Source organism: Ravibacter arvi (genome assembly GCF_039540405.1).
In the GTDB taxonomy this organism is placed as follows: Bacteria; Bacteroidota; Bacteroidia; order Cytophagales; family Spirosomataceae; genus Ravibacter; species Ravibacter arvi.
The window spans coordinates 39,001-57,568 of record NZ_BAABEY010000016.1 but is presented as its reverse complement, the minus strand read 5'-3'; the positions used below and the strand labels follow the sequence as shown (position 1 = coordinate 57,568).

The window sequence follows — 18,568 nt, the reverse complement described above, 5'->3', positions numbered from 1 at the left end:
TTAATGAGTTGCGACCACCTGGAGGATGTGGTTCACAGCAGGCTCGGTAATTTTCAGGAAGAAATTAGGATAAACACCTATCCAGATCACCATTACCACAAGTGGCAATAAAACCGCCTTTTCTGTTGCATCCAGGTCTGAAAAACCCGTTGTGAGCTCGCTTTGCTGCCCGAACATGGATTTCTGGAAAAGCCTCAGCATGTATACCGCCCCAAGGATAATACTGAGTCCGGCAACCGCTCCAATCCAGTTGTTGTACTGAAATACACCCGACAGCAAGAGAAATTCTCCGACAAACCCGTTGGTAAGCGGCAATGCCACGCTACCCAAGAGAATAACCAGGAACGCTACCGATAACTGAGGCGCGCGTTGCGTGATGCCTCCAAGCTCGCTGAGGTAGCGGGAACCGGCCCGGGTAAATATAATTTCAATAACAAAGAACAGGCCTACAACGTTGATCCCGTGAGCAAGCGACTGGATAAGCGCCCCCTGTAAGCCATTTGCACTGGCGGTAAAAACGCCTGCCGCCATCAAACCGACGTGCGCAAAGGAAGAATAGGCAATCAGCCGCTTCATATCGCGCTGCTGGATGGCGATAATGGAACCGTAGATAATCCCGATTACTGACAAGACAATGACCAGTCCGCCCCAACGATCGAGGCCCAGGGGAGCAATAGGCAACAGGAAGCGGATCAAGCCGTATACACCCATTTTGAGCATAATACCGGAAAGCAGCATCGTAGCCGGTGTCGGCGCCTCCACATAGGTATCCGGTTGCCAGGTATGAAAGGGGAATACAGGCATTTTAATCGCGAAAGCGAGGAAAAACGCCAGGAATACCAGCGACTGCTGCCCTGCGGTCAGGTCGAGGTTATAAAATGCATGAATGTCCGACGAATGATAACCCGGCGTCTGGAAATACAGGTAAATCAGTGCCACCAGCATGAAAAGACTGCCGAACATGGTGTACACGAAAAACTTGAAAGTGACCGGCCTTCTGTTCTCTCCGCCCCAAACGGCCGCCAGGAAATAAATCGGGATCAGCGTCGCCTCGAAAAAGAGGTAAAAAAGAAATGCATCCGAAGCCACAAACACCCCGATCAGCGCAGCCTCCATAAAAAGGATCAGCGCGTAGAAAGCCGGGGCATTCCGGTACGAGCGGTTAAACGTGGAAAGAATGATTAGCGGTGTCAGAAAAGTCGTCAGAAAAACAAGCAAAAGACTGATTCCGTCTATTCCCCCGGAAAAAGAAATCCCCATGGATTCCAGCCACGGATAGCGGAAGGCAAACTGCGTACCCGCTGCCGGGTCAAACTTCTGCCAAACATAAAGCGTCGCGCCGAAAGCCGCCGCAGATCCAGCCAAACCAATGGTCTTTGCCGACTTTTCCCCACCGAAGCAGGCAAGCAGGGAGGCAATGAGCGGGATCAATATCAAAACCAACGTAAGCATAAATATCTGTCTATAACACTAATATTGACGCGGAGCGGGGCCCGGCTTACAATAAATCCTTTAACAGTGAATGATGTCTGACCACCAGGTTCCAAAACAGGATCAGGACAATTCCCAAAACCATAGCGAAAATGTAGTATCCTGTAAACCCGGTCTGCAGTTTCCTGAACCTGCCCGATAGAAAAGCCACGGCCGCGCCATACCCTTCCACGAACAAATCGATAACAAATTCGCCAAAACTCCAGAAGATGTCCGACAACACCATAACCGGCCTCACAAAAACGGCATTATACAATTCGTCAACATAGTATTTGTTGTAAACCAACTTCTCGATTCCCTTTCTCTCCACTGATTCCGGAGCGGGCCGCGATTGCCGTTGTACATACACCACATAAGCCGCGATTGCAGCGAGCAGCGCTGCCGCAACCGAAATACCCATCAGCATATACTCGGTTGAATGGCTCAATCCAAGCGGGCCGAACATCTCAGGATTAACCTTACGCGCACCGTCGAACAACGGATCCATGAACGCCGACAGCCAGTTGCTTCCATGAAGTGCTTCCGGTACACCAATAAAACCGCCGACTGCGGACAGAATGGCCAGCACAATCAGGGGGATCGTCATAGAAGACGGAGACTCGTGCAGATGGTGTGCCTGCTCCTTTGTGCCCCGGAATTCACCGAAAAAGGTGAGGAAAAGCAGCCGGAACATGTAGAAAGAAGTCATAACGGAACCCAGCAAACCCAGTCCCCATAACAGCTTGTTATGAACGAAGGCATGAGCAAGAATCTCGTCTTTGGAGAAAAACCCGGCAAAAGGCGGTAGCCCGGCAATAGCCCAGGTACCAATGAAAAATGTCAAAAATGTAACGGGAAGATGCTTTCTCAAGCCTCCCATCGAACGGATATCCTGCTCATTGGACATGGCGTGAATGACACTTCCCGCTCCCAGGAATAGCAATGCCTTGAAAAAAGCATGTGTAATTACATGGAACATGGACGAAGAGTAAGCCGCCACGCCTAACGCAATGAACATATACCCGAGCTGGCTGACAGTTGAATAGGCCAGCACTTTCTTGATATCATTTTGAAGCAACCCTATTGACGCGCCCAGTAAGGCGGTAGCCGCCCCTATAATCGCAACGGCTTCAAGTGTAGCCGGAGCAAGCGAATAGAGAATATTGGAACGAATTACCATATAGATACCGGCCGTCACCATGGTAGCTGCGTGGATCAGTGCCGAAACAGGTGTAGGACCAGCCATCGCATCCGGTAACCACGTATACAGCGGTATCTGCGCCGACTTGCCCATAGCACCCACAAAAAGAAGCAGGGTAATGGTCACAATAACAGGATCGCCTACCGAAAATGCCTGTGCCTTGCTGAAGATTTCGGAGAACTCCACAGAACCGAACGCCGCAATGATAGCGAAGATACCGAGCAGGAAGCCCAGGTCACCGACACGGTTCATGATAAAAGCCTTTCGGGCTGCGTCGTTGTAGCTGGTGTTTTTATTCCAGAACCCGATAAGCAGGTAGGAACAAAGCCCGACGCCCTCCCATCCGATGAACATCATCACATAGTTGGAACCCAGGACCAGCAGAAGCATGAAGAACAAAAAGAGGTTGAGGTAGGCCAAAAACTTACCGAAACCCGCGTCATGGCTCATATAACCCACCGAATAAATATGGATCAACGACCCTACTCCGGTAATGATGAGCAGCATCAGCAGTGAAAGCTGATCAATCTGAAAAGAAAACGGTATGTTAAGCGTTCCGACCGAAATCCAGTCAAAAACAGGCACAACCACCGTTTGCGACCCTGCGGCCTGAAAAAGGCTGAAGGTATAAAGTGAAAGGCCAAAGCTTCCCAAGGCCGCCAAAACCGCTAAAATACCCGCAAGAGAATTAGGTATCCGCTTGAATCCCAGCCCGTTGATCAGAAAACCGACAAACGGCAGCAAAGGAATCAGTAGAAGTAAAGATACTGGCATAGCAATTTAAATTACCACTTAAGCTTTTTGAGGAATCCAATGTCCGTGTTCCGGGTATTCCTGTAGATCATCACAATAATAGCCAGTCCCACAGCCACCTCGGCAGCAGCTACAGCCATTACGAAAAAAACAAATACCTGGGCATTCGGGTCGGATCGGTAGGAAGAAAAAGCAATCAGCAGAAGGTTTACTGCATTCAGCATCAACTCAACGGACATAAAAATCACGATTGCATTGCGGCGGGTTAAAACTCCGACGATGCCGATAACAAACAACGCAGTACTTAAAAACAGATAGTAGTGCAACGGCACCATTTTGATCACCTCAGGGATATCCGGAGGAGTCATGGGAAATGGGAACATAGTTATTCCTGATAATAAAGTACTATTTCTTGGTTAGCAATGACCGTAATCAATACGCCCGGGCAAATTTAGATATAAATACAGCTTGCGCCAACAGTTATTATTGTTGTTTCAAGCTTTGCAATCTAATTTCTGTAAGCTTTCGCTTGGTATCCAGCGAAAAATCACCTTTAAGCATCCATTCAAAGTACGAGGGCTCACTTTGCAGCACATCCAGAACGCGCTTCCCCGAATGCTTTCCGAAGTTAAAAATCACGTTGCCTTTTCCATCAAACACCATTCTGCCTGCATAATCCACCATCCTGGTAGCAGTAAGCGCATGCAGCTTATTGATATCATTGACGATCGGCTCAATCATTTCGCCATTCTCGCCCTTGATTTGTACACCTGCATAACGCTCTACCTGTGCGCCCAGAATTTCATAGGTAGCCAGTGTATCCGCTTCCGCCGAATGTGCATTTAACAGTTCTTTACCGCAATAGAAGCGGTAGGCTGCCGAAAGGTTCCGAGGCTCCATCAAGTGGTAAATACGCTGAACATCCACGAGTTTCCGGTGCTTCATTTCTATGTCAACACCTGCTCTCAGGAACTCCTCTACCAGTAAAGGTACATCAAACCGGTTGCTGTTAAAACCGGCAAGATCGCAGCCTTCAAGGAATACGGCGATTGTCCGTGCCACCTCCTTGAAAGTCGGGCAATCTTTGACATCCTCGTCATAGATACCATGAATCAGGCTGGACTCAACCGGGATAGGCATTCCGGGGTTGATCCGCCAGGTTTTCACTTCATTCTTGCCGTTCACCAGCGCTTTCAGGATCGAAATCTCCAGAATCCGGTCGCGAACAACATTGATCCCGGTTGTTTCCAGATCGAAAAATGCCAACGGCTTTTTCAGGTTCAGTTTATGCATTTCTTTATTTTTCCACTTGATTCCGCACATTTACCGGCTACCGTGGGCCCTGTCAGGCCGGTCCCTGTTCCGGCAATGTCGTTTTGCTGTCCGGATTCAGCGCTGCGAAATTAACAGTTGCAATGAAAAAGGCCAATATTTGTTTCAGGTTCGACCTGCGACCTCCAATTATGTATCCATTATAAATAGTTCCGGCAAAAGCGCAAAGCTCCTCACAACCGGGCCGGAGGCAGGCGATTCCTGAGTTTGTACCGTTTTGAAAATACCGAAATAGACGGCCTTTCTTTTACATTGAAAAATTAATTCCCTAATTAGGGGCCGGACTTAAGGAAGTAAGTTTCCGCGAGGAGAGAATCTCCGAAAGAATGACCACTAAACCCCTTTTATGAAACCTTTTGTTTTCCTTTCAGTACTCTGTTTGTTTTGGAGTGCTGCGAACCTGAATGCCCAGAAAGACCCCAAATGGGATGATACGGCCTCCAGGGACTGGCCCGTTGAGGCAGTGAAGGTCAGCATTCCGTCAAGCTCCGACGGCACACCGCAAATGGCCTATTTTTACAAAGCGCCCGGCGCAGGTCCGAAACCGCTTATTGTCAGCCTTCACTCCTGGAGCGGTAATTACCAGCAAAAAGACACGCTCATACACTTTTGCATAACCCGCGGTTACCATTACATTCACCCTGATTTCAGGGGACCGAATAACCGCGAGGCTGCTATGGGTAGCGACCTGGTGATCAGCGATATAGACGATGCCATCGGCTACGGCCTTTCCCAGGCCAGCGTTGACCGGAACAATATCCACGTAATCGGTGTGAGCGGGGGAGGCTATGCTACGGTGCTTGCCTATATGAAATCAAAACACAATATCCGGAGCTTCTCCGCTTATGTCGGCATTTACAACCTGGTAGACTGGTATTACGAATCGCGTGGCCGTAACGCCAAATACGCCGGTGATATCGCCGCGGCCACTTCCGGAAACCGTGATCAGCTGGACACCAGGGAAGCCAAAAGACGGTCGCCCCTTTTTATGGAAACGCCCGTACAGGAAAGAAGAAACAGCCGTCTCAACCTCTATTGCGGTATTCACGATGGTTACACGGGCTCCGTTCCCGTGAGCCAGACGTTGAACCTTTACAACAAGCTGGTACGGGATTTTTCAGGCGAAACAGTTGCCGACGCAGTCCCGGAAACCCTGATAAATACGATGGTCAGAACAAGAACGCTACCGGGGAATGCCGAGACCGGCACCTTTATGGGCCGAAAAATCATCTACAAAAACCAGTTCAAAGACCTGGTTCGACTGGTCGTGTTCGAAGGCGGGCATGAAATGCCGCCGGGTGACGCACTGGCCCATGTACCCTCGAAGACCATCCTGGCGATCGGCGATTCGAACGGCGCCATGGACAACGGCTGGGTAGACCAGCTCCGGCTCCTCAGAAATGCAGACCGTGTGATTAACACCTGTATTTCAGGCAACACAATAGGATTCGATAACAACGGCCAGGCGAAGCTGAATACACTCAAAAACATTGAAACTTATCTCCGTCAGGCGGAAGGCCCGCTGGATGCGGTCGTAGTGATGCTCGGCACCAACGACTGCAAGGCTGAGTTCGACGGCCGGTTCAACGAAATCTCCGAAAACCTGGATCAGCTGATTGAAAAAATCAAGGGAGAGGTCCGGCGGAACCCCGGTCTGGGCACTCCCAAGCTCTGCATTGTTTCCCCGCCTCCTTACGGGGCAGACGCCGGGCTTGCCGCTAAATATCAGGGTGGAGCGGCCCGCGTAGAAAAGCTGTCGGAACAATTCGGGAAAGTTGCCGCTAAAAAAGGTGTACCCTACCTGGATACTTACAGCCAACTAAAACCGGTTTTCTCCTATCTCACGCAGGACGGTGTACACCTGCTTCCGGCAGGGCAGGTACTGCTTGCGTCCATTCTTGATGAAAACCTGTCCGGTATTTTGGGAACGCCTGGTGCGAAGTAACAGCAGGCGGCCGGCGAAGCACGATTATACAAAAATTTCCCCGGCCCGGAGCCAGGGAAATGACCAGTCAAAAAACTGCTAAAACGGGGCGGTAGTTCTAGTGGTGCCCTTCTTCTGTTTTAACGCCGTTGAAGTAAGCAACGAAGGTGATGATAACGCCTAAGATGCCGACAATCATGGTAAACAAATCACCGAATACCGCCAGAATCGTCACCAGGATAAGCAAGACTGCGACGTTCAGCCACTGAGGTAGCTCTGCTTTTTGCGTATTATTTTCTGCCATTTCTGAACAAATAAAGTAACTTCGAGCCAAAAGTACTGAAAAAATCCCGAAACCAGCATGTCATCTGAACAAGATCACACAATTGAATTACACGAAGGAGTTTGGCTTGATTTGAATCAGCCGATTTTTTTTCAATCTACCGATGGAAAACCCGGCCAGGCACGTACCCTGGTCAAATTGCGGGCACAGGAAGAGCAACTTGAGGTTCAGTTTTCCTGTCTCGACGATCCCCATTGGTCCTCAAATACTTATACGGAACACAACACCGATCTCTGGCGACAGGAGGTCTTCGAAATTTTTATAGCCGCAGGCAACCAGGTGCCACACCGTTACCTGGAGCTGGAGATCAACCCGAATAATGCCTTCTTTGCCGCCTGGGTCGAAAACCGCTCCGGCCAAGGCCCGGAAAAACTGACGATGCTGACGCATGAGCAGCACGGTATACGTCACAGCGTGGAAACCGCCGCCGACCATTGGAAAGGAAGCATCCATATTCCCCTTGCACTGCTTGGCACAGACAATAGCGCGGGCTACCGGCTTAACTTCTACCGGATTGTTCTGCGCGATAAGCCCGCGGATCAAAACTGGGAATGCGCCCCCGAAAATTGCGATTTCCTATGCTGGCAGTCCACCCTGAGCGGTGACCAGCCCGCCTTCCACCGGCCCAAGCATTTTGGTTCGCTGCGTATTGCGACCGGGCAGGAGTAGAATCGGAGAGTGGAAATCGGAAATCGGAAATCGGAAATCAGAACTCGGAAATCGGAGATCGGAGATCGGAAGTCGGAGATCGGAAATCGGAGGTCGGATTTGAGTGATCGGAAAATCATCCCCGACGGGCAGCATAAGTCTCGCATTAAAACGGGCCGATTTCCGATTTCTGATTTCCGAGTTCTTAGTCCCCAATTCTCAACCCCCGCTTCCATGAAACTTTTCCATTGTTCGAACTGCGACAACCCGCTATATTTTGAAAACACGCGCTGTCTCGCATGCAACTCGGAAGTCGGGTTTCATACCAGGCATCTCGCGATCATCACGCTCCGGCGTACCGACGACAACGAGATCTTTCTGAGCGACGATTTCCCGGAAGAAAAACTCCGCTTCTGCAGCAACCAACAAACGGTCGGCTGCAACTGGCTTGTAAACGCCGGCAACGGCGATGGCTTCTGTGTATCCTGCAAGCTCAACAAAACCATACCCAACCTTTCCGAGCCGGATAATATAACCCGCTGGCAGCACCTGGAAGCAGCAAAAAAAAGGCTGATCTATTCCCTGATGAAACTGAAGCTACCCTTTCGGGGGGACACCCGCTCCCAGGACCGTGGGCTGCAATTCGAATTCCTCTCAAGCGACCTGGCCGGAAGACCGGTAATGACCGGCCACCTCGACGGACTGATCACCATCAATATTGAAGAAGCCGATGAAATTCAGCGGCACCTGACCCGGATCCGGATGAAAGAAAGCTACCGAACGGTATTGGGGCACTTCCGGCACGAAACCGGACACTATTACTGGAACCGATTGGTGAGAGATTTCGGGATACTTTCTTCATTTCGGGCGCTTTTCGGAAATGAAGAAGCAAATTATACCGATGCCATTGAGAAGTATTACCGTGAAGGGCCGTCGCCAGGCTGGAAGGAATCATTTATCAGCGAGTACGCCTGCGCACATCCGTGGGAGGACTGGGCCGAGACTTTTGCCCACTACCTTCATGTAACCGACTCGCTGGAAACCGCCTGGTCCTTCGGCCTGCAACTTACAGCCGAGAAAAGTGATCAGGCCGGCGAGACAACCGGAGACCCGTATGAAGAGAAAGATTTCCGGAAAATGATAGCAGTGTGGCTGCCCCTATCCATTGCCATGAACAACATGAACCGCAGTATGGGGCACAATGATTTTTATTCTTTTTACCTCTCGGCCCGGTCCCTTGAAAAACTGTCATTTGTTCATCAGCTATGCCGACAGTGGAAAAGTCAGTTCTCATAGGTGCTATCGCCGCTTGTCAGAAAAGTGGCTAACGCATACCAACCACCGCCAGCATCCGGCCGGTTACGCCGTTTTCCTTCCGGTGAGAAAAGAAGCGGCCGACGTCTTTTACCGTGCAGTAATCTGATACCTCAACAGATTTATCCGGTAGTCCCGCTTCGAGCAGCTGCCTTTTATTCGCCCGCTTCAGATCAACCAGGTACTTTTCTTCCATACCGGCGGGCTTCACAAAATCAGCCGCAAAATTCGAGGCGACTTCGGGTCCCACTTCGAATGAATCAAACCCGATTGCCGCACCAATAGCAGCTATGCAATCTTTCGGGTCCACACCATACCGGCTCCTCATAACAGAAAGCGTTTTGCCGGTAATACCAAGCACCGTTCCTTTCCATCCGGCGTGGACAGCCGCGATCACCCGCTTCACCGGATCACAAATCAGGATGGGTACGCAATCTGCAGTGGAAACCGCCAGGAAAACGCCGGGCAAATCAGTAACAAATGCATCATACCCTTCAAAATAGCCGGGTGCGGTGACACATTTTATCCCGTCGCCATGAACCTGGTAACCGGTGGCTACACCGGCTTCCGAAGTTCCGAGGGCTTCCCACAACAATTTCCTGTTCTGCGTCACCCGCTCACTTTTATCGCTGGTATTCAGCCCAAGATTCAGCGATGTGTACGCCCCGGAGCTTACGCCGCCGAGACGCGTGCTTTGCGCCATTACCAGCCAGGGATAGGGCGCCACCAGATCGGGCCTTTCTAAAACAGGTTTCATTCTTCCGGGGAATTTTTGAAGGCAAGCCCCGCTTCGCTCAGCGCCGCTCTCAGCTTGGGTATTGAACCTGGGCCCATACCATGAAGACCCAGTATTTCCTTTTCACTATGACCGGCCAATTGGCTCAGAGTCAGAATCCCGGCATGCAGCAGCGCATTTCTGGCCGGCGAGCTCAAAATGGACAGGAAGCCGTCTGCAGGCTTATTTTCTTTCTCGCAAACAGGACAGGTCGGGCAATCCGTACTTTTTTCGTACCGATGTCCGTTCGGGCAAACTCTGGTTGTCTTCGTTCTGTTTGACATAATGTAGTTGGTTGTCATTACGGGAAAGAAGTTTTTTTTGCCAAAACACCTTGGAATAAATGACAAATAAATGTTGTCAATGGAAGTCAAAGGTAGCCGGAGGCTACCGTCCGGGCGGTCATCCTGAGCGAAGCGCAGCGGAGTCGAAGGATCTGCTTTTGCCACTAAGAAGCCTGGCGGAATAGATTGAGTGCAGGGAAAGGGAGATTCCTCGGCTACGCTCGGAATGACCATCCGGTAGGAGTGACCATCCTATACCTCCTTTAATTCCTGAACAGCAAGCCAGGCCATCAATCCCGGACCGATGGTCAGCGCCGATTCATCTATATCAAATGTTGGGGTATGCACACCGGATACAATTCCCCGCGCTTCATTCCGGGTGCCTAAGCGGTAAAAACAAGAATCCACTACCTGCGAATAGAAAGCAAAATCCTCCCCGGCCATCCACAAATCAAGGTCAATAACATTCTCCTCGCCCATGTACTGCACCGCAGCACTTTTGGTGCGGCGGGTCAATTCAGGTTCGTTCTTCAGGAAGGGGTACCCTTTCACTACCTCCAGGATACAGGTCGCTCCCATTGATTCCGCTATCCCTTCTGCCATTTTCCTGATTCTGGTCAAGCCATCTGCGCGCCATTCTTCGTCCATACACCGCCACGTCCCCTGGATCGTCACCTCGTTGGGAATAACATTGGTCACCCCGTCGGCGATAAACCGGCCGAATGACAGCACCGAAGGGTTCGACGGCTTCCGGTTCCGGCTAATAATTTGCTGGAGGCCTACGATAATATGCGAGGCAATCAGCACCGGGTCAATCACCTGGTCCGGCATTGCGCCGTGGCCGCCTTTTCCTTTTACCGTGAGGAAGAGCTCATCGGTGCTCGCCATATACATGCCTTCCCGAAAACCGATTTTACCCACAGGTATGTTGGGCGCGACGTGCTGCCCCAGCATGCTGTGCGGAGCCGGATTCTGCAAAACACCTTCTTTGATCATCAAAGAAGCTCCACCGGGCGCCTTCTCTTCAGCCGGCTGGAAAACCAACTTCACCGTCCCTTCAAATTCATTCCTGATCGCGTTGAGAATTCGCGCGGTAGAAAGCAGCGAAGAGGTATGAACATCGTGGCCACATGCATGCATTACACCCGGCCGGGTAGACTTATATGGCACATCATTGGCTTCCAAAATCGGTAATGCATCCATGTCAGCCCGTAAGCCGATGACTTTTGACGCAGGGTTTCTGCCCTCAATTACCGCCGACAATCCTGTACCCGCAATTCCCTCAACAGGATTCAGGCCGATCGCCCGCAATTCCCGCGCTACAAATTCAGCGGTTTTAAATTCCTCAAATGACAGTTCAGGGTTAGCATGAAGATGCCGACGATTTTGCACCGCATCGGCAGCGTACTGTTTGGACAAGTTTTGTATCTTTTCTAAAACACTCATGATCGCGCGTTCGAAGTAATTTTGATAATAATCCGCTCTTTTAAGCCTGAACCGGATAGGCTTTCCGCTGTTCATCCCGGTCGGCAGGCGTTACAGCAAAAATAAGGAGATACCCTGACTTTTAGCCAATTTTCAACAACACCTTCCCGGTGTTCCTGTTCGATTCCAGGTACCGGTGCGCGGCCGCCACTTCCTCCCAGTCAAAAACCCGGTCGATTACCGGTACCAGGGCGCCGGAGATGAATCGTTCGCCGGCAAATTGCCAGAACGATTTCGTAAGCTCGATCTGGTAAGTAAGTGTACGCGATCTCAGCGTGGTCCCCAGGATACGCAATCTTTTGAAAACAATTTGCCCCACATTGACTGCTTCCGAATTCACGCCCCCCATTACCGCGAGCATCACGAGGCGGCCGTCAGGCTTCAACAGTTTAAGGTTTTGTGCAAAATAACCTCCGCCGATCGGGTCAACTATTACATCCACGCCACCTGAAAACTTACCCACTTCATCCCAAAAATTTTCATCCCTATAGTCAAATGCCGCAGCGGCGCCAAGCGAGAGGCATTTGTCATGCTTTCCCGCCGATGCCGATACCAGAACTTCTGCCGCCATCTCCCTTGCGAGCTGGATGGCGGCCGTCCCTACCCCGCTGGCGCCTGCGTGAAGGAGCACTTTTTCGCCTTTTTGAAGATCTGCCAGCCACCGCAGTGCCTGATAGGCTGTCAGGAAGACCTCCGGAATTGCGGCACACTCTTCAAAAGTCATGCGATCCGGCATGCGAATGGCCATGCTTTGATGAATCACCGCCTTTTCAGCATAAGCGCCGCCCGGCACCAATCCAAAAACCCGGTCTCCCAATTCCCAGCCGGTCACCTGAACGCCTTTTTTCACTATAATGCCTGCAAGCTCCAGGCCCAGAATTGAGCTGGCCCCTACCGGCGGCGGGTACTTTCCTTCACGTTGTAGTACATCTGCCCGGTTGAGTGCCGTCACCATCACCCGGACCAAAAGCTCCTCCGGTCCCGGCGACGGTTCCTCCGCCGGACCCAGGAAAAGCTGCTCCGCTCCTCCGGCTCCGTGTTGTCTGACCGCTATCAAAACTCGACTCTATAGCTCAAAACCGGAATCAACCCGAGCTGATCCCGGACTACAACTTTTTTCTGGTAGGTATCGTAATAGCTGAATGCCTCATTTTTGGTATTGGAGACATTCTGAATATCAATTGCCAGGGTGGTGTTTATTTTCTCACGGTTGGTTTTCCAGTACACACGCAGATCGGGCCGGAAATAATCCTTCATCTGGAGTGTATAAGACTGTGAAACCCGGTAAACTGTTGTGCCCGCCGCAGCCGACGCAGTCACGTCCACCGGAGTATCCCTGAAGCCGCCCAGCCAGGTTATTTTCGCATTAATTCCCCATACGTTATTTTTAGCGGTGCGTATTTCCTTCCCACCGGTGGCAGCGAAGGTATGGTTGCCATTGAACCTGGTACTTCTCCAGTTTCCTGATACGCCTTTGTACCTTGAATCATAAACCGAACCCGATACCATGAGGTAAAAGTCCTTTGCGAGATAAGTATTCCAGGTTGCTTCAACGCCCATGTTCCGGCCGAGCCCTTTATTAACGAGGGCATAAGTCACACTGTTCTCTACCAGGTTCAAAACGGAATAGGTCGGCACGGAAGACGAGACCGGGACATTTGAAATCTCCTGGTAATACCCCTCTACCTTGAGTGATGAATTCTTCAAGAAACGATACTCATAAGCCACACCGTAATGCCGGGCCTTGTTGAGTCCCAGGTTCCTGTTGTTATTTGAGACGCGCGACCCCAGAGAGAGGTAAGTTTGAGGCGTCTGCGCCTGGCTGTGCCAGCCGTATGACAAGCTGATCGTATTTCTCGGCGCCACCTCCCATTTTAAGGCGCCCCGGGGTTCCACCGAGCTCTTTCCATTGAACCCGAAATAAAAATAATTCACACCGATTTCAGTGCGGAACTTCGAGGTCGGCGACCATTGCCAGGTGGCATAGGGCATGAAGGATGTAACTTCCATTTCACCGGATTGGGTATTCACTTTCAGCTTGTCGGTATCATGGTAAAGATAGGCTCCGGCCAATATCCTATGCTTTTCGTTCAACCTGTGGTTCAGTGCGGTGGTAAATGCCAGCTTTACTTTTTGAATTTCATCAAGGTCGGTTGACAGAACCTGTTGCGGGTCGGCCGGGTTGAGGTGAATTCCTTCACGCTCAGTGCTCAGCCCGGAAGCCGCCAGTGTAGAGCGGATAGACGTCTTCCTGGAGAGCGGCAACGTATGGGTGATGCCGGCGGCGCCCATCCGGTTTTTGTAGGTAATATTGAAAGCGTCTTTTTCGACCTCCCAGTTCGCTACGTCCTTATCCGCTGAAAACACGTTTTTACTGGTCCCCCCCACTCCGAAAAGCGTAAACTCGCCTGCTTTTTTTGTGGGAAGGCTTACATTAAATGAAAAATCCTGGAAAGTCATCTTCTCACCGCCCAGGCTTACCCCCATAGCAGACAGGATGCCGGTAAAGGAATACCGGTAGTTAGCAAGGTAAGAAGCCTTCCCGTTTTTTGAAAAAGGGCCTTCCGCTGCCAGATCCAGGCCGATAAGGCCCGCCTGCGCTGTGAATTCATTCTGTTCGTTATTGCCTTTCCTGAAACGCATGTCCATAATACCGCCCATTGCATTGCCATAGCTGGCCGCGTAGGCGCCGGTAAGAAAATTGGTAGTTCCCAGTAACTGGGTGCTGAGAATATTGACCCCGCCGCCCGACTGGGTTGCCCGGTCACTGAAAGTACCGGCATTGGAAAGATGGTTGGGGTTAACAATTTCGACGCCTTCCAGCCGCCACTGGGTCGTATTGGGTCCGTTTCCACGCACCACTATGCCATTGGCCTGGTCATCGGCTACGGCCACACCCGGCAGCGAAGCCGCCACACGCGCAGGATCAAGGTAGGTAGCGGCGTAACGAAGCGTTTGTTCGTTGGTAATTTCGTAGGTATTGTTGAGATTTTCGGTTTTCATATAGTGGACCACCACTTCGTTCAGCGTAGTATCGCCTGGTGTGAGATAGAAGGTAATTACCTGCTCCTTCCCTCCCTCCAGCAGAATTTCCGGCTGAACAGTTGTTTTATACCCGACAAAACTTGCCTGAACCAGATAACGCCCCAATTCCACCTGATCGAACCGGAAAGCTCCGTTCTCGTCCGTGGAGGTACCCAGGGTCGAATTTTTAATAGTGACGGAAGCTCCCGGGAGCGGACTGTGCGAATCGCCGTCCAGAACCAATCCCCGGATAGTCGATGTCGATTTTTGCGAAAAAGCAATCGTTGCGGAGAGGAGAATAAAAGTAAGAATTCGAAACATGTTGATTTGTTGTAATGATAAATGTGCAGTTTTAGCGACTCCAGTTGTTAAACGTTACGCTAAACCGGGACGATTTGTTTTGGAAAGGACGCTTTTTATGCAGCCCGCCGGATATTAGGATCCCAACCGATGGCTAAACGTGGTAAAATTGGATACAAAAATGTCGATAATGAGAATGATTTAAAAGGAAATCTATTTTTTTGGATTTTATTAGGGTAGGTTTGAGGGGTGAGGGATGAGGTTTGAGGGGTGAGGGGTTGGAGAACCCGACGCGCAGTATTTCCTTTCCACTTTCAATATCCGTCTAACACCTCACTGCTCAAACTAACACCTCACTGCTCAAACCTCACCCCTATGAAACAAATCGGGCTCCTTTCCGACACACATGGATACCTTGATGAGGCTCTTTTCGGGTATTTTGAAAATTGCGACGAGATCTGGCATGCAGGTGACATCGGCACGGTAGCGATTATCGAAGCGCTGCAGGCTTTCAGGCCGACCCGAATGGTTTTCGGGAATATCGATCATCACGAAATCAGGCAACTGGCCCCGGAACATCAAAGGTTTGAACTGGAAGGGCTGTCAATTTGGATGACGCATATAGGAGGTTACCCTCCCCGGTACAATCCCGCAGTCCGGCGCTCGCTGCGTCAAACCCCGCCCGACCTGTTTATTTGCGGACACTCACACATTTTACGCGTAATGAAAGACCCGGCCTTCGGGCAAATGCTCTACCTTAATCCCGGCGCAGCGGGCCGGGAAGGCTTCCATCATATGCGCACCGCCCTGAAGTTTACACTTGATGCCGGGCGCGTAAAAGACATGGCGGTAATTGAGATGGGAAAGAGAGGCCAAATCTGAACGCTCAGGCAGGCACTACCGCCTGTCAGAAGTTGCTGACTCCCCCTGCAAATTGTGGAATTTTGTAGAATTGATTCTTAACAAGGCGTTTCGGTCGCCTGAAGGCCTCTTTTTGCGCGGAATCTTGCATTTTTTCACTTTTTAAAATATAACGGACAGGTGTTTCCGCCACCGTTATATTTTACACAGTTTTCTACAAATCCTGCCCTCCGGCCCGTTTTCGGGCTTTCTCTAAATATGGCATAGTTTTTTCCCTATCCACGGCAACAGTAAATCTTTGTCTGTTTGATCATTAACAAAAACTCACAAATCGCAAAAGATGAGCACTCAATCAGAAAATCAAACTTCTGCTCCCTGGATCCTGGTAGGCCTCCTGGCACTTGTTGCAGGTATCTTCGGCTTCCTGTTCTTCCAGCAAAAGGGAGACCTGGCTACGCAACAAACAGAAATTGTAGCGAAAGCAAAAGAAATAGCTTTTACCAAAACCAAGCTTGATTCTGTTTCCCGCGCTTTGGATGAAAAAATTGCCGAAGTAACCAGGCTGGGCGGCAACGTCACCGAATTGGAATCAGTTAAAGCAAAACTCGAGGCAGACCTGGCCCAGCTGAAAAAAGGAGATCGCGTAGAAAACAGGAAGTACCTGGCCAAAATCAAAAACTACGAGAAATTCCTTGCGGAAAAGGATACGGAAATCGCCGCCTTGAAAGAAGAGAACGAGCGTTTGGCTTCAACCAACGAAACCCTGAACAGTGAGATCGGCACCTTGAACGAGGACCGTGCCAACCTTCAGCGCCGCCAGCAGGAACTGACCGATACCGTTAGCCTGTTCAACCAGGAAAACCGCGTACTGACTGAAAAAGTCAACCTCGCATCTGCCTTGAAAGCCCAGAATCTCAATGTAACTGCAATCAATTCGAGAGGAAAAGAAAGGGAAAAAGACAGCTACAAAGCACGGAAAGTCGACAAGATAAAAGTAGCTTTCAACCTTGCTGAAAACCCGCTTACAAAGCAGGAAAATAAAGAAATTTACATGCGCGTTCTTGATCCGGAAGGAGCCGTGCTAGCGGATGAAGCCATTGCCGGCGGAAACTTCACAACCGTATCAGGCGAAGATTCGAAATACACCACCCGCGAAGTGGTAAGCTATACCAATGACAACCAGAAGGTGGAAATGGTATACGATTACGCCGCACAATTCCGCCCCGGCAAGTACAATGTTGAGCTTTACTCCGAAGGTTACAAAATCGGTACAAGCAACATCGTAATCAGATAAATTTCATAATCCACACCCCGTACCATTCGGTACAACCACAGGCGATCGGTTCCGGAACACCCGGGCCGGTCGCTTTATGCTTTGCCCTGCTCTTTGATAATGTCGATATAGCGCGTAAGCTCGGCCGCGCGTTCGGGCGAAGTTTCGGGGTAAAACAAATCCATCTTCTTTAGCTCGTCACCGATGATTTTCCCGACAATCAGCCGCATATTCTTTTTGTCGTCCGCAGGGATCACGTACCAGGGACATTTTTCGGTAGCCGTTTCATTAATGCAGGTTTCGAACGCCTGCTGGTAAGCATCCCAGTAATCTCTTTCTTTTACGTCCCCCTCTTCAAACTTCCAGTTCTTGCCAGGGTCCTGTATTCTCTCAATCAGCCGCGCGCCCTGTTCCGCCTTGGAGACGTTCAGAAAAAACTTAATTACGCGGATACCGTTCCGGTACAAATATTTTTCAAAATTCTTAATGTCTTTGTAGCGGTTCTTCATCACCTTATCTACATCCACCTTCAGCTCGTCGGGCAGCAGCTGGCCTTCCCTGAGAATTTCGGGATGAACCTTCACCACCAAAACTTCTTCATAGTAGCTCCGGTTAAATATGGTAATAGAGCCACGCTCGGGCAGCGCGGCGGTGGTCCGCCACATAAAGTCGTGCTCCAGCTCCAGCGAAGTGGGCCGTTTAAAGGAATGGACCCGGATTCCCGCCGGATTAACCCCTGACAGCACATGCCGGATCGTGCCATCCTTGCCCGCCGCATCAAGTGCCTGAAACACGACCAGCAATCCGTACCGGTTGTGGGCGTACATCATATTCTGCAGTTCATCCAGGTCATGAATCGACTCCTCGAGCATTTTTTCATACTCCTTCTTGTCGTCATAAATGTCCTTGATCCGGGTTGCGGCTCTACTGATTTCAAAGGGCGTTGAACCGTCCGCCAAAAAATCTTTTCTGTTGTACTTTCCCATGAGCAGCTACTGAAAGTTTCTGGTTAAAAATTCATTCAATTTCCGGACGGCCCGGGCACGGTGACTAAGCTCCGATTTTTCCTGCAGCGACATTTCGGCAAAGGTCTGCTCCGAGCCTTCGGGCAGGAAAACCGGGTCGTATCCAAAGCCGTTATTTCCACGTTCTTCAGGCAGAATGGTACCGTTCACAATTCCTTCAAAGGCGTAAAGACGACCATTCAGCATCAGCGTAATCACCGTAATAAAATAGGCGCTCCGGTCGCTTTTATCAGCAAGTTTCTCCCAAACCAAACGAATATTATCCTTGTCATCCCGCTGGGGGCCTGCATAGCGGGCAGAATATACTCCCGGCTCCCCATTCAGAGCCGGTATTACCAGCCCGCTGTCATCGGCAAAAGTATCTATCCCATACCGGTCCCATACGAAGCGTGCTTTGGCTTCGGAGTTTTTCTGAATGGTATCAAAAGGCTCCTCGATTTCGTCATAGCAGCCAATATCTTCCAGCGTAACCAATTTAACGCCTGCGCCAAGCGCCTGCTGTACTTCTTCTAATTTGTGGCGATTGTTGGTTGCAAAACACAATGTAAGCATGATT

General features: G+C 50.5%; 18 protein-coding genes. 6 read left to right on the top strand and 12 right to left on the bottom strand.

Annotated elements, in window-relative coordinates; translation table 11 throughout:
- The 4 genes from ABD852_RS07755 to ABD852_RS07740 all read right to left on the bottom strand — a co-directional run bounded on the left by ABD852_RS07755 (position 1) and on the right by ABD852_RS07740 (position 4,717).
- Positions 1-1,452: a complex I subunit 4 family protein gene (locus ABD852_RS07755; RefSeq protein WP_345027677.1), complete on the bottom strand. Its 1,452-nt coding sequence runs from the start codon at positions 1,450-1,452 to the stop codon at positions 1-3.
- Positions 1,453-1,498: 46 nt separating this feature from the next.
- The gene (gene nuoL / locus ABD852_RS07750; protein WP_345027676.1) at positions 1,499-3,445 is read right to left on the bottom strand and encodes an NADH-quinone oxidoreductase subunit L; all 1,947 of its coding nucleotides are present in this window, start codon (positions 3,443-3,445) and stop codon (positions 1,499-1,501) included.
- Positions 3,446-3,456: 11 nt separating this feature from the next.
- Positions 3,457-3,807 (bottom strand): NADH-quinone oxidoreductase subunit NuoK, encoded by a 351-nt coding sequence (gene nuoK, locus ABD852_RS07745; protein WP_345027673.1) that lies wholly within the window; start codon positions 3,805-3,807, stop codon positions 3,457-3,459.
- A gap of 100 nt (positions 3,808-3,907) precedes the next feature.
- The gene (locus ABD852_RS07740) at positions 3,908-4,717 is read right to left on the bottom strand and encodes an exonuclease domain-containing protein (RefSeq protein WP_345027669.1); all 810 of its coding nucleotides are present in this window, start codon (positions 4,715-4,717) and stop codon (positions 3,908-3,910) included.
- A gap of 385 nt (positions 4,718-5,102) precedes the next feature.
- Between ABD852_RS07740 and ABD852_RS07735 the strand changes: the two genes are divergently transcribed.
- Positions 5,103-6,701, top strand: a complete 1,599-nt coding sequence (locus ABD852_RS07735) for an SGNH/GDSL hydrolase family protein (protein ID WP_345027668.1) — start codon at positions 5,103-5,105, stop codon at positions 6,699-6,701.
- A 97-nt stretch (positions 6,702-6,798) separates the two neighbouring features.
- On the opposite strand, the gene ABD852_RS07730 is transcribed toward ABD852_RS07735, so the two are convergent.
- The gene (locus tag ABD852_RS07730) at positions 6,799-6,984 is read right to left on the bottom strand and encodes a hypothetical protein (protein WP_345027667.1); all 186 of its coding nucleotides are present in this window, start codon (positions 6,982-6,984) and stop codon (positions 6,799-6,801) included.
- Between the two features lie 57 nt (positions 6,985-7,041).
- On the opposite strand from ABD852_RS07730, the gene ABD852_RS07725 reads away from it, so the two are divergent.
- Both ABD852_RS07725 and ABD852_RS07720 read left to right on the top strand, forming a co-directional pair.
- Positions 7,042-7,692, top strand: coding sequence for a carbohydrate-binding family 9-like protein (locus tag ABD852_RS07725; protein ID WP_345027666.1), 651 nt, complete (start codon positions 7,042-7,044; stop codon positions 7,690-7,692).
- A 213-nt stretch (positions 7,693-7,905) separates the two neighbouring features.
- Entirely contained in the window at positions 7,906-8,967 is a 1,062-nt protein-coding gene (locus ABD852_RS07720; protein ID WP_345027665.1) for a zinc-binding metallopeptidase family protein, read from the top strand.
- Positions 8,968-8,995: 28 nt separating this feature from the next.
- Here ABD852_RS07720 and pgeF read toward each other — a convergent pair whose 3' ends face one another.
- Positions 8,996-9,742 (bottom strand): peptidoglycan editing factor PgeF, encoded by a 747-nt coding sequence (gene pgeF, locus ABD852_RS07715; RefSeq protein ID WP_345027664.1) that lies wholly within the window; start codon positions 9,740-9,742, stop codon positions 8,996-8,998.
- Complete coding sequence (locus ABD852_RS07710; RefSeq protein WP_345027663.1) at positions 9,739-10,044, bottom strand: RNA polymerase alpha subunit C-terminal domain-containing protein; 306 nt, start codon at positions 10,042-10,044, stop codon at positions 9,739-9,741. The genes pgeF and ABD852_RS07710 overlap by 4 nt, the downstream gene beginning before the upstream one ends.
- A 59-nt stretch (positions 10,045-10,103) precedes the next feature.
- Here ABD852_RS07710 and ABD852_RS07705 point away from each other — a divergent pair, with 59 nt between their 5' ends.
- Entirely contained in the window at positions 10,104-10,229 is a 126-nt protein-coding gene (locus ABD852_RS07705; RefSeq protein WP_345027662.1) for a hypothetical protein, read from the top strand.
- A 67-nt stretch (positions 10,230-10,296) separates the two neighbouring features.
- Here the strand turns inward: ABD852_RS07705 and ABD852_RS07700 are convergent, their stop codons facing one another.
- From ABD852_RS07700 to ABD852_RS07690, 3 genes are all read right to left on the bottom strand, one after another.
- Positions 10,297-11,490, bottom strand: a complete 1,194-nt coding sequence (locus ABD852_RS07700; RefSeq protein WP_345027661.1) for a M20 metallopeptidase family protein — start codon at positions 11,488-11,490, stop codon at positions 10,297-10,299.
- A 121-nt stretch (positions 11,491-11,611) separates the two neighbouring features.
- Complete coding sequence (locus ABD852_RS07695; protein ID WP_345027660.1) at positions 11,612-12,586, bottom strand: NAD(P)H-quinone oxidoreductase; 975 nt, start codon at positions 12,584-12,586, stop codon at positions 11,612-11,614.
- Positions 12,583-14,874 (bottom strand): TonB-dependent receptor, encoded by a 2,292-nt coding sequence (locus ABD852_RS07690; protein WP_345027659.1) that lies wholly within the window; start codon positions 14,872-14,874, stop codon positions 12,583-12,585. The genes ABD852_RS07695 and ABD852_RS07690 overlap by 4 nt, the downstream gene beginning before the upstream one ends.
- A gap of 354 nt (positions 14,875-15,228) precedes the next feature.
- On the opposite strand from ABD852_RS07690, the gene ABD852_RS07685 reads away from it, so the two are divergent.
- On the top strand, positions 15,229-15,735 hold the full coding sequence (locus ABD852_RS07685) for a metallophosphoesterase family protein (protein ID WP_345027658.1): 507 nt from the start codon (positions 15,229-15,231) through the stop codon (positions 15,733-15,735).
- Positions 15,736-16,054: 319 nt separating this feature from the next.
- A complete protein-coding gene (locus tag ABD852_RS07680; protein ID WP_345027657.1) occupies positions 16,055-17,008 on the top strand; it encodes a hypothetical protein in 954 nt (317 codons plus the stop codon).
- 74 nt (positions 17,009-17,082) lie between these two features.
- Here the strand turns inward: ABD852_RS07680 and ABD852_RS07675 are convergent, their stop codons facing one another.
- Positions 17,083-17,973 (bottom strand): polyphosphate kinase 2 family protein, encoded by an 891-nt coding sequence (locus ABD852_RS07675; RefSeq protein WP_345027656.1) that lies wholly within the window; start codon positions 17,971-17,973, stop codon positions 17,083-17,085.
- Between the two features lie 6 nt (positions 17,974-17,979).
- Entirely contained in the window at positions 17,980-18,564 is a 585-nt protein-coding gene (rdgB, locus tag ABD852_RS07670) for an RdgB/HAM1 family non-canonical purine NTP pyrophosphatase (protein ID WP_345027655.1), read from the bottom strand.
- Between the last annotated feature and the right edge of the window lie 4 nt (positions 18,565-18,568).

Excerpts from the sequence above, each read along its gene's own strand:
- ABD852_RS07755 (WP_345027677.1), bottom strand. The coding sequence starts at position 1,452 with ATGCTTACGTTGGTTTTGATATTGATCCCGCTCATTGCCTCCCTGCTT.
- nuoL (WP_345027676.1), bottom strand. The coding sequence starts at position 3,445 with ATGCCAGTATCTTTACTTCTACTGATTCCTTTGCTGCCGTTTGTCGGT.
- nuoK (WP_345027673.1), bottom strand. The coding sequence starts at position 3,807 with ATGTTCCCATTTCCCATGACTCCTCCGGATATCCCTGAGGTGATCAAA.
- ABD852_RS07740 (WP_345027669.1), bottom strand. The coding sequence starts at position 4,717 with ATGCATAAACTGAACCTGAAAAAGCCGTTGGCATTTTTCGATCTGGAA.
- ABD852_RS07735 (WP_345027668.1), top strand. The coding sequence starts at position 5,103 with ATGAAACCTTTTGTTTTCCTTTCAGTACTCTGTTTGTTTTGGAGTGCT.
- ABD852_RS07730 (WP_345027667.1), bottom strand. The coding sequence starts at position 6,984 with ATGGCAGAAAATAATACGCAAAAAGCAGAGCTACCTCAGTGGCTGAAC.
- ABD852_RS07725 (WP_345027666.1), top strand. The coding sequence starts at position 7,042 with ATGTCATCTGAACAAGATCACACAATTGAATTACACGAAGGAGTTTGG.
- ABD852_RS07720 (WP_345027665.1), top strand. The coding sequence starts at position 7,906 with ATGAAACTTTTCCATTGTTCGAACTGCGACAACCCGCTATATTTTGAA.
- pgeF (WP_345027664.1), bottom strand. The coding sequence starts at position 9,742 with ATGAAACCTGTTTTAGAAAGGCCCGATCTGGTGGCGCCCTATCCCTGG.
- ABD852_RS07710 (WP_345027663.1), bottom strand. The coding sequence starts at position 10,044 with ATGTCAAACAGAACGAAGACAACCAGAGTTTGCCCGAACGGACATCGG.
- ABD852_RS07705 (WP_345027662.1), top strand. The coding sequence starts at position 10,104 with ATGACAAATAAATGTTGTCAATGGAAGTCAAAGGTAGCCGGAGGCTAC.
- ABD852_RS07700 (WP_345027661.1), bottom strand. The coding sequence starts at position 11,490 with ATGAGTGTTTTAGAAAAGATACAAAACTTGTCCAAACAGTACGCTGCC.
- ABD852_RS07690 (WP_345027659.1), bottom strand. The coding sequence starts at position 14,874 with ATGTTTCGAATTCTTACTTTTATTCTCCTCTCCGCAACGATTGCTTTT.
- ABD852_RS07685 (WP_345027658.1), top strand. The coding sequence starts at position 15,229 with ATGAAACAAATCGGGCTCCTTTCCGACACACATGGATACCTTGATGAG.
- ABD852_RS07680 (WP_345027657.1), top strand. The coding sequence starts at position 16,055 with ATGAGCACTCAATCAGAAAATCAAACTTCTGCTCCCTGGATCCTGGTA.
- ABD852_RS07675 (WP_345027656.1), bottom strand. The coding sequence starts at position 17,973 with ATGGGAAAGTACAACAGAAAAGATTTTTTGGCGGACGGTTCAACGCCC.
- rdgB (WP_345027655.1), bottom strand. The coding sequence starts at position 18,564 with ATGCTTACATTGTGTTTTGCAACCAACAATCGCCACAAATTAGAAGAA.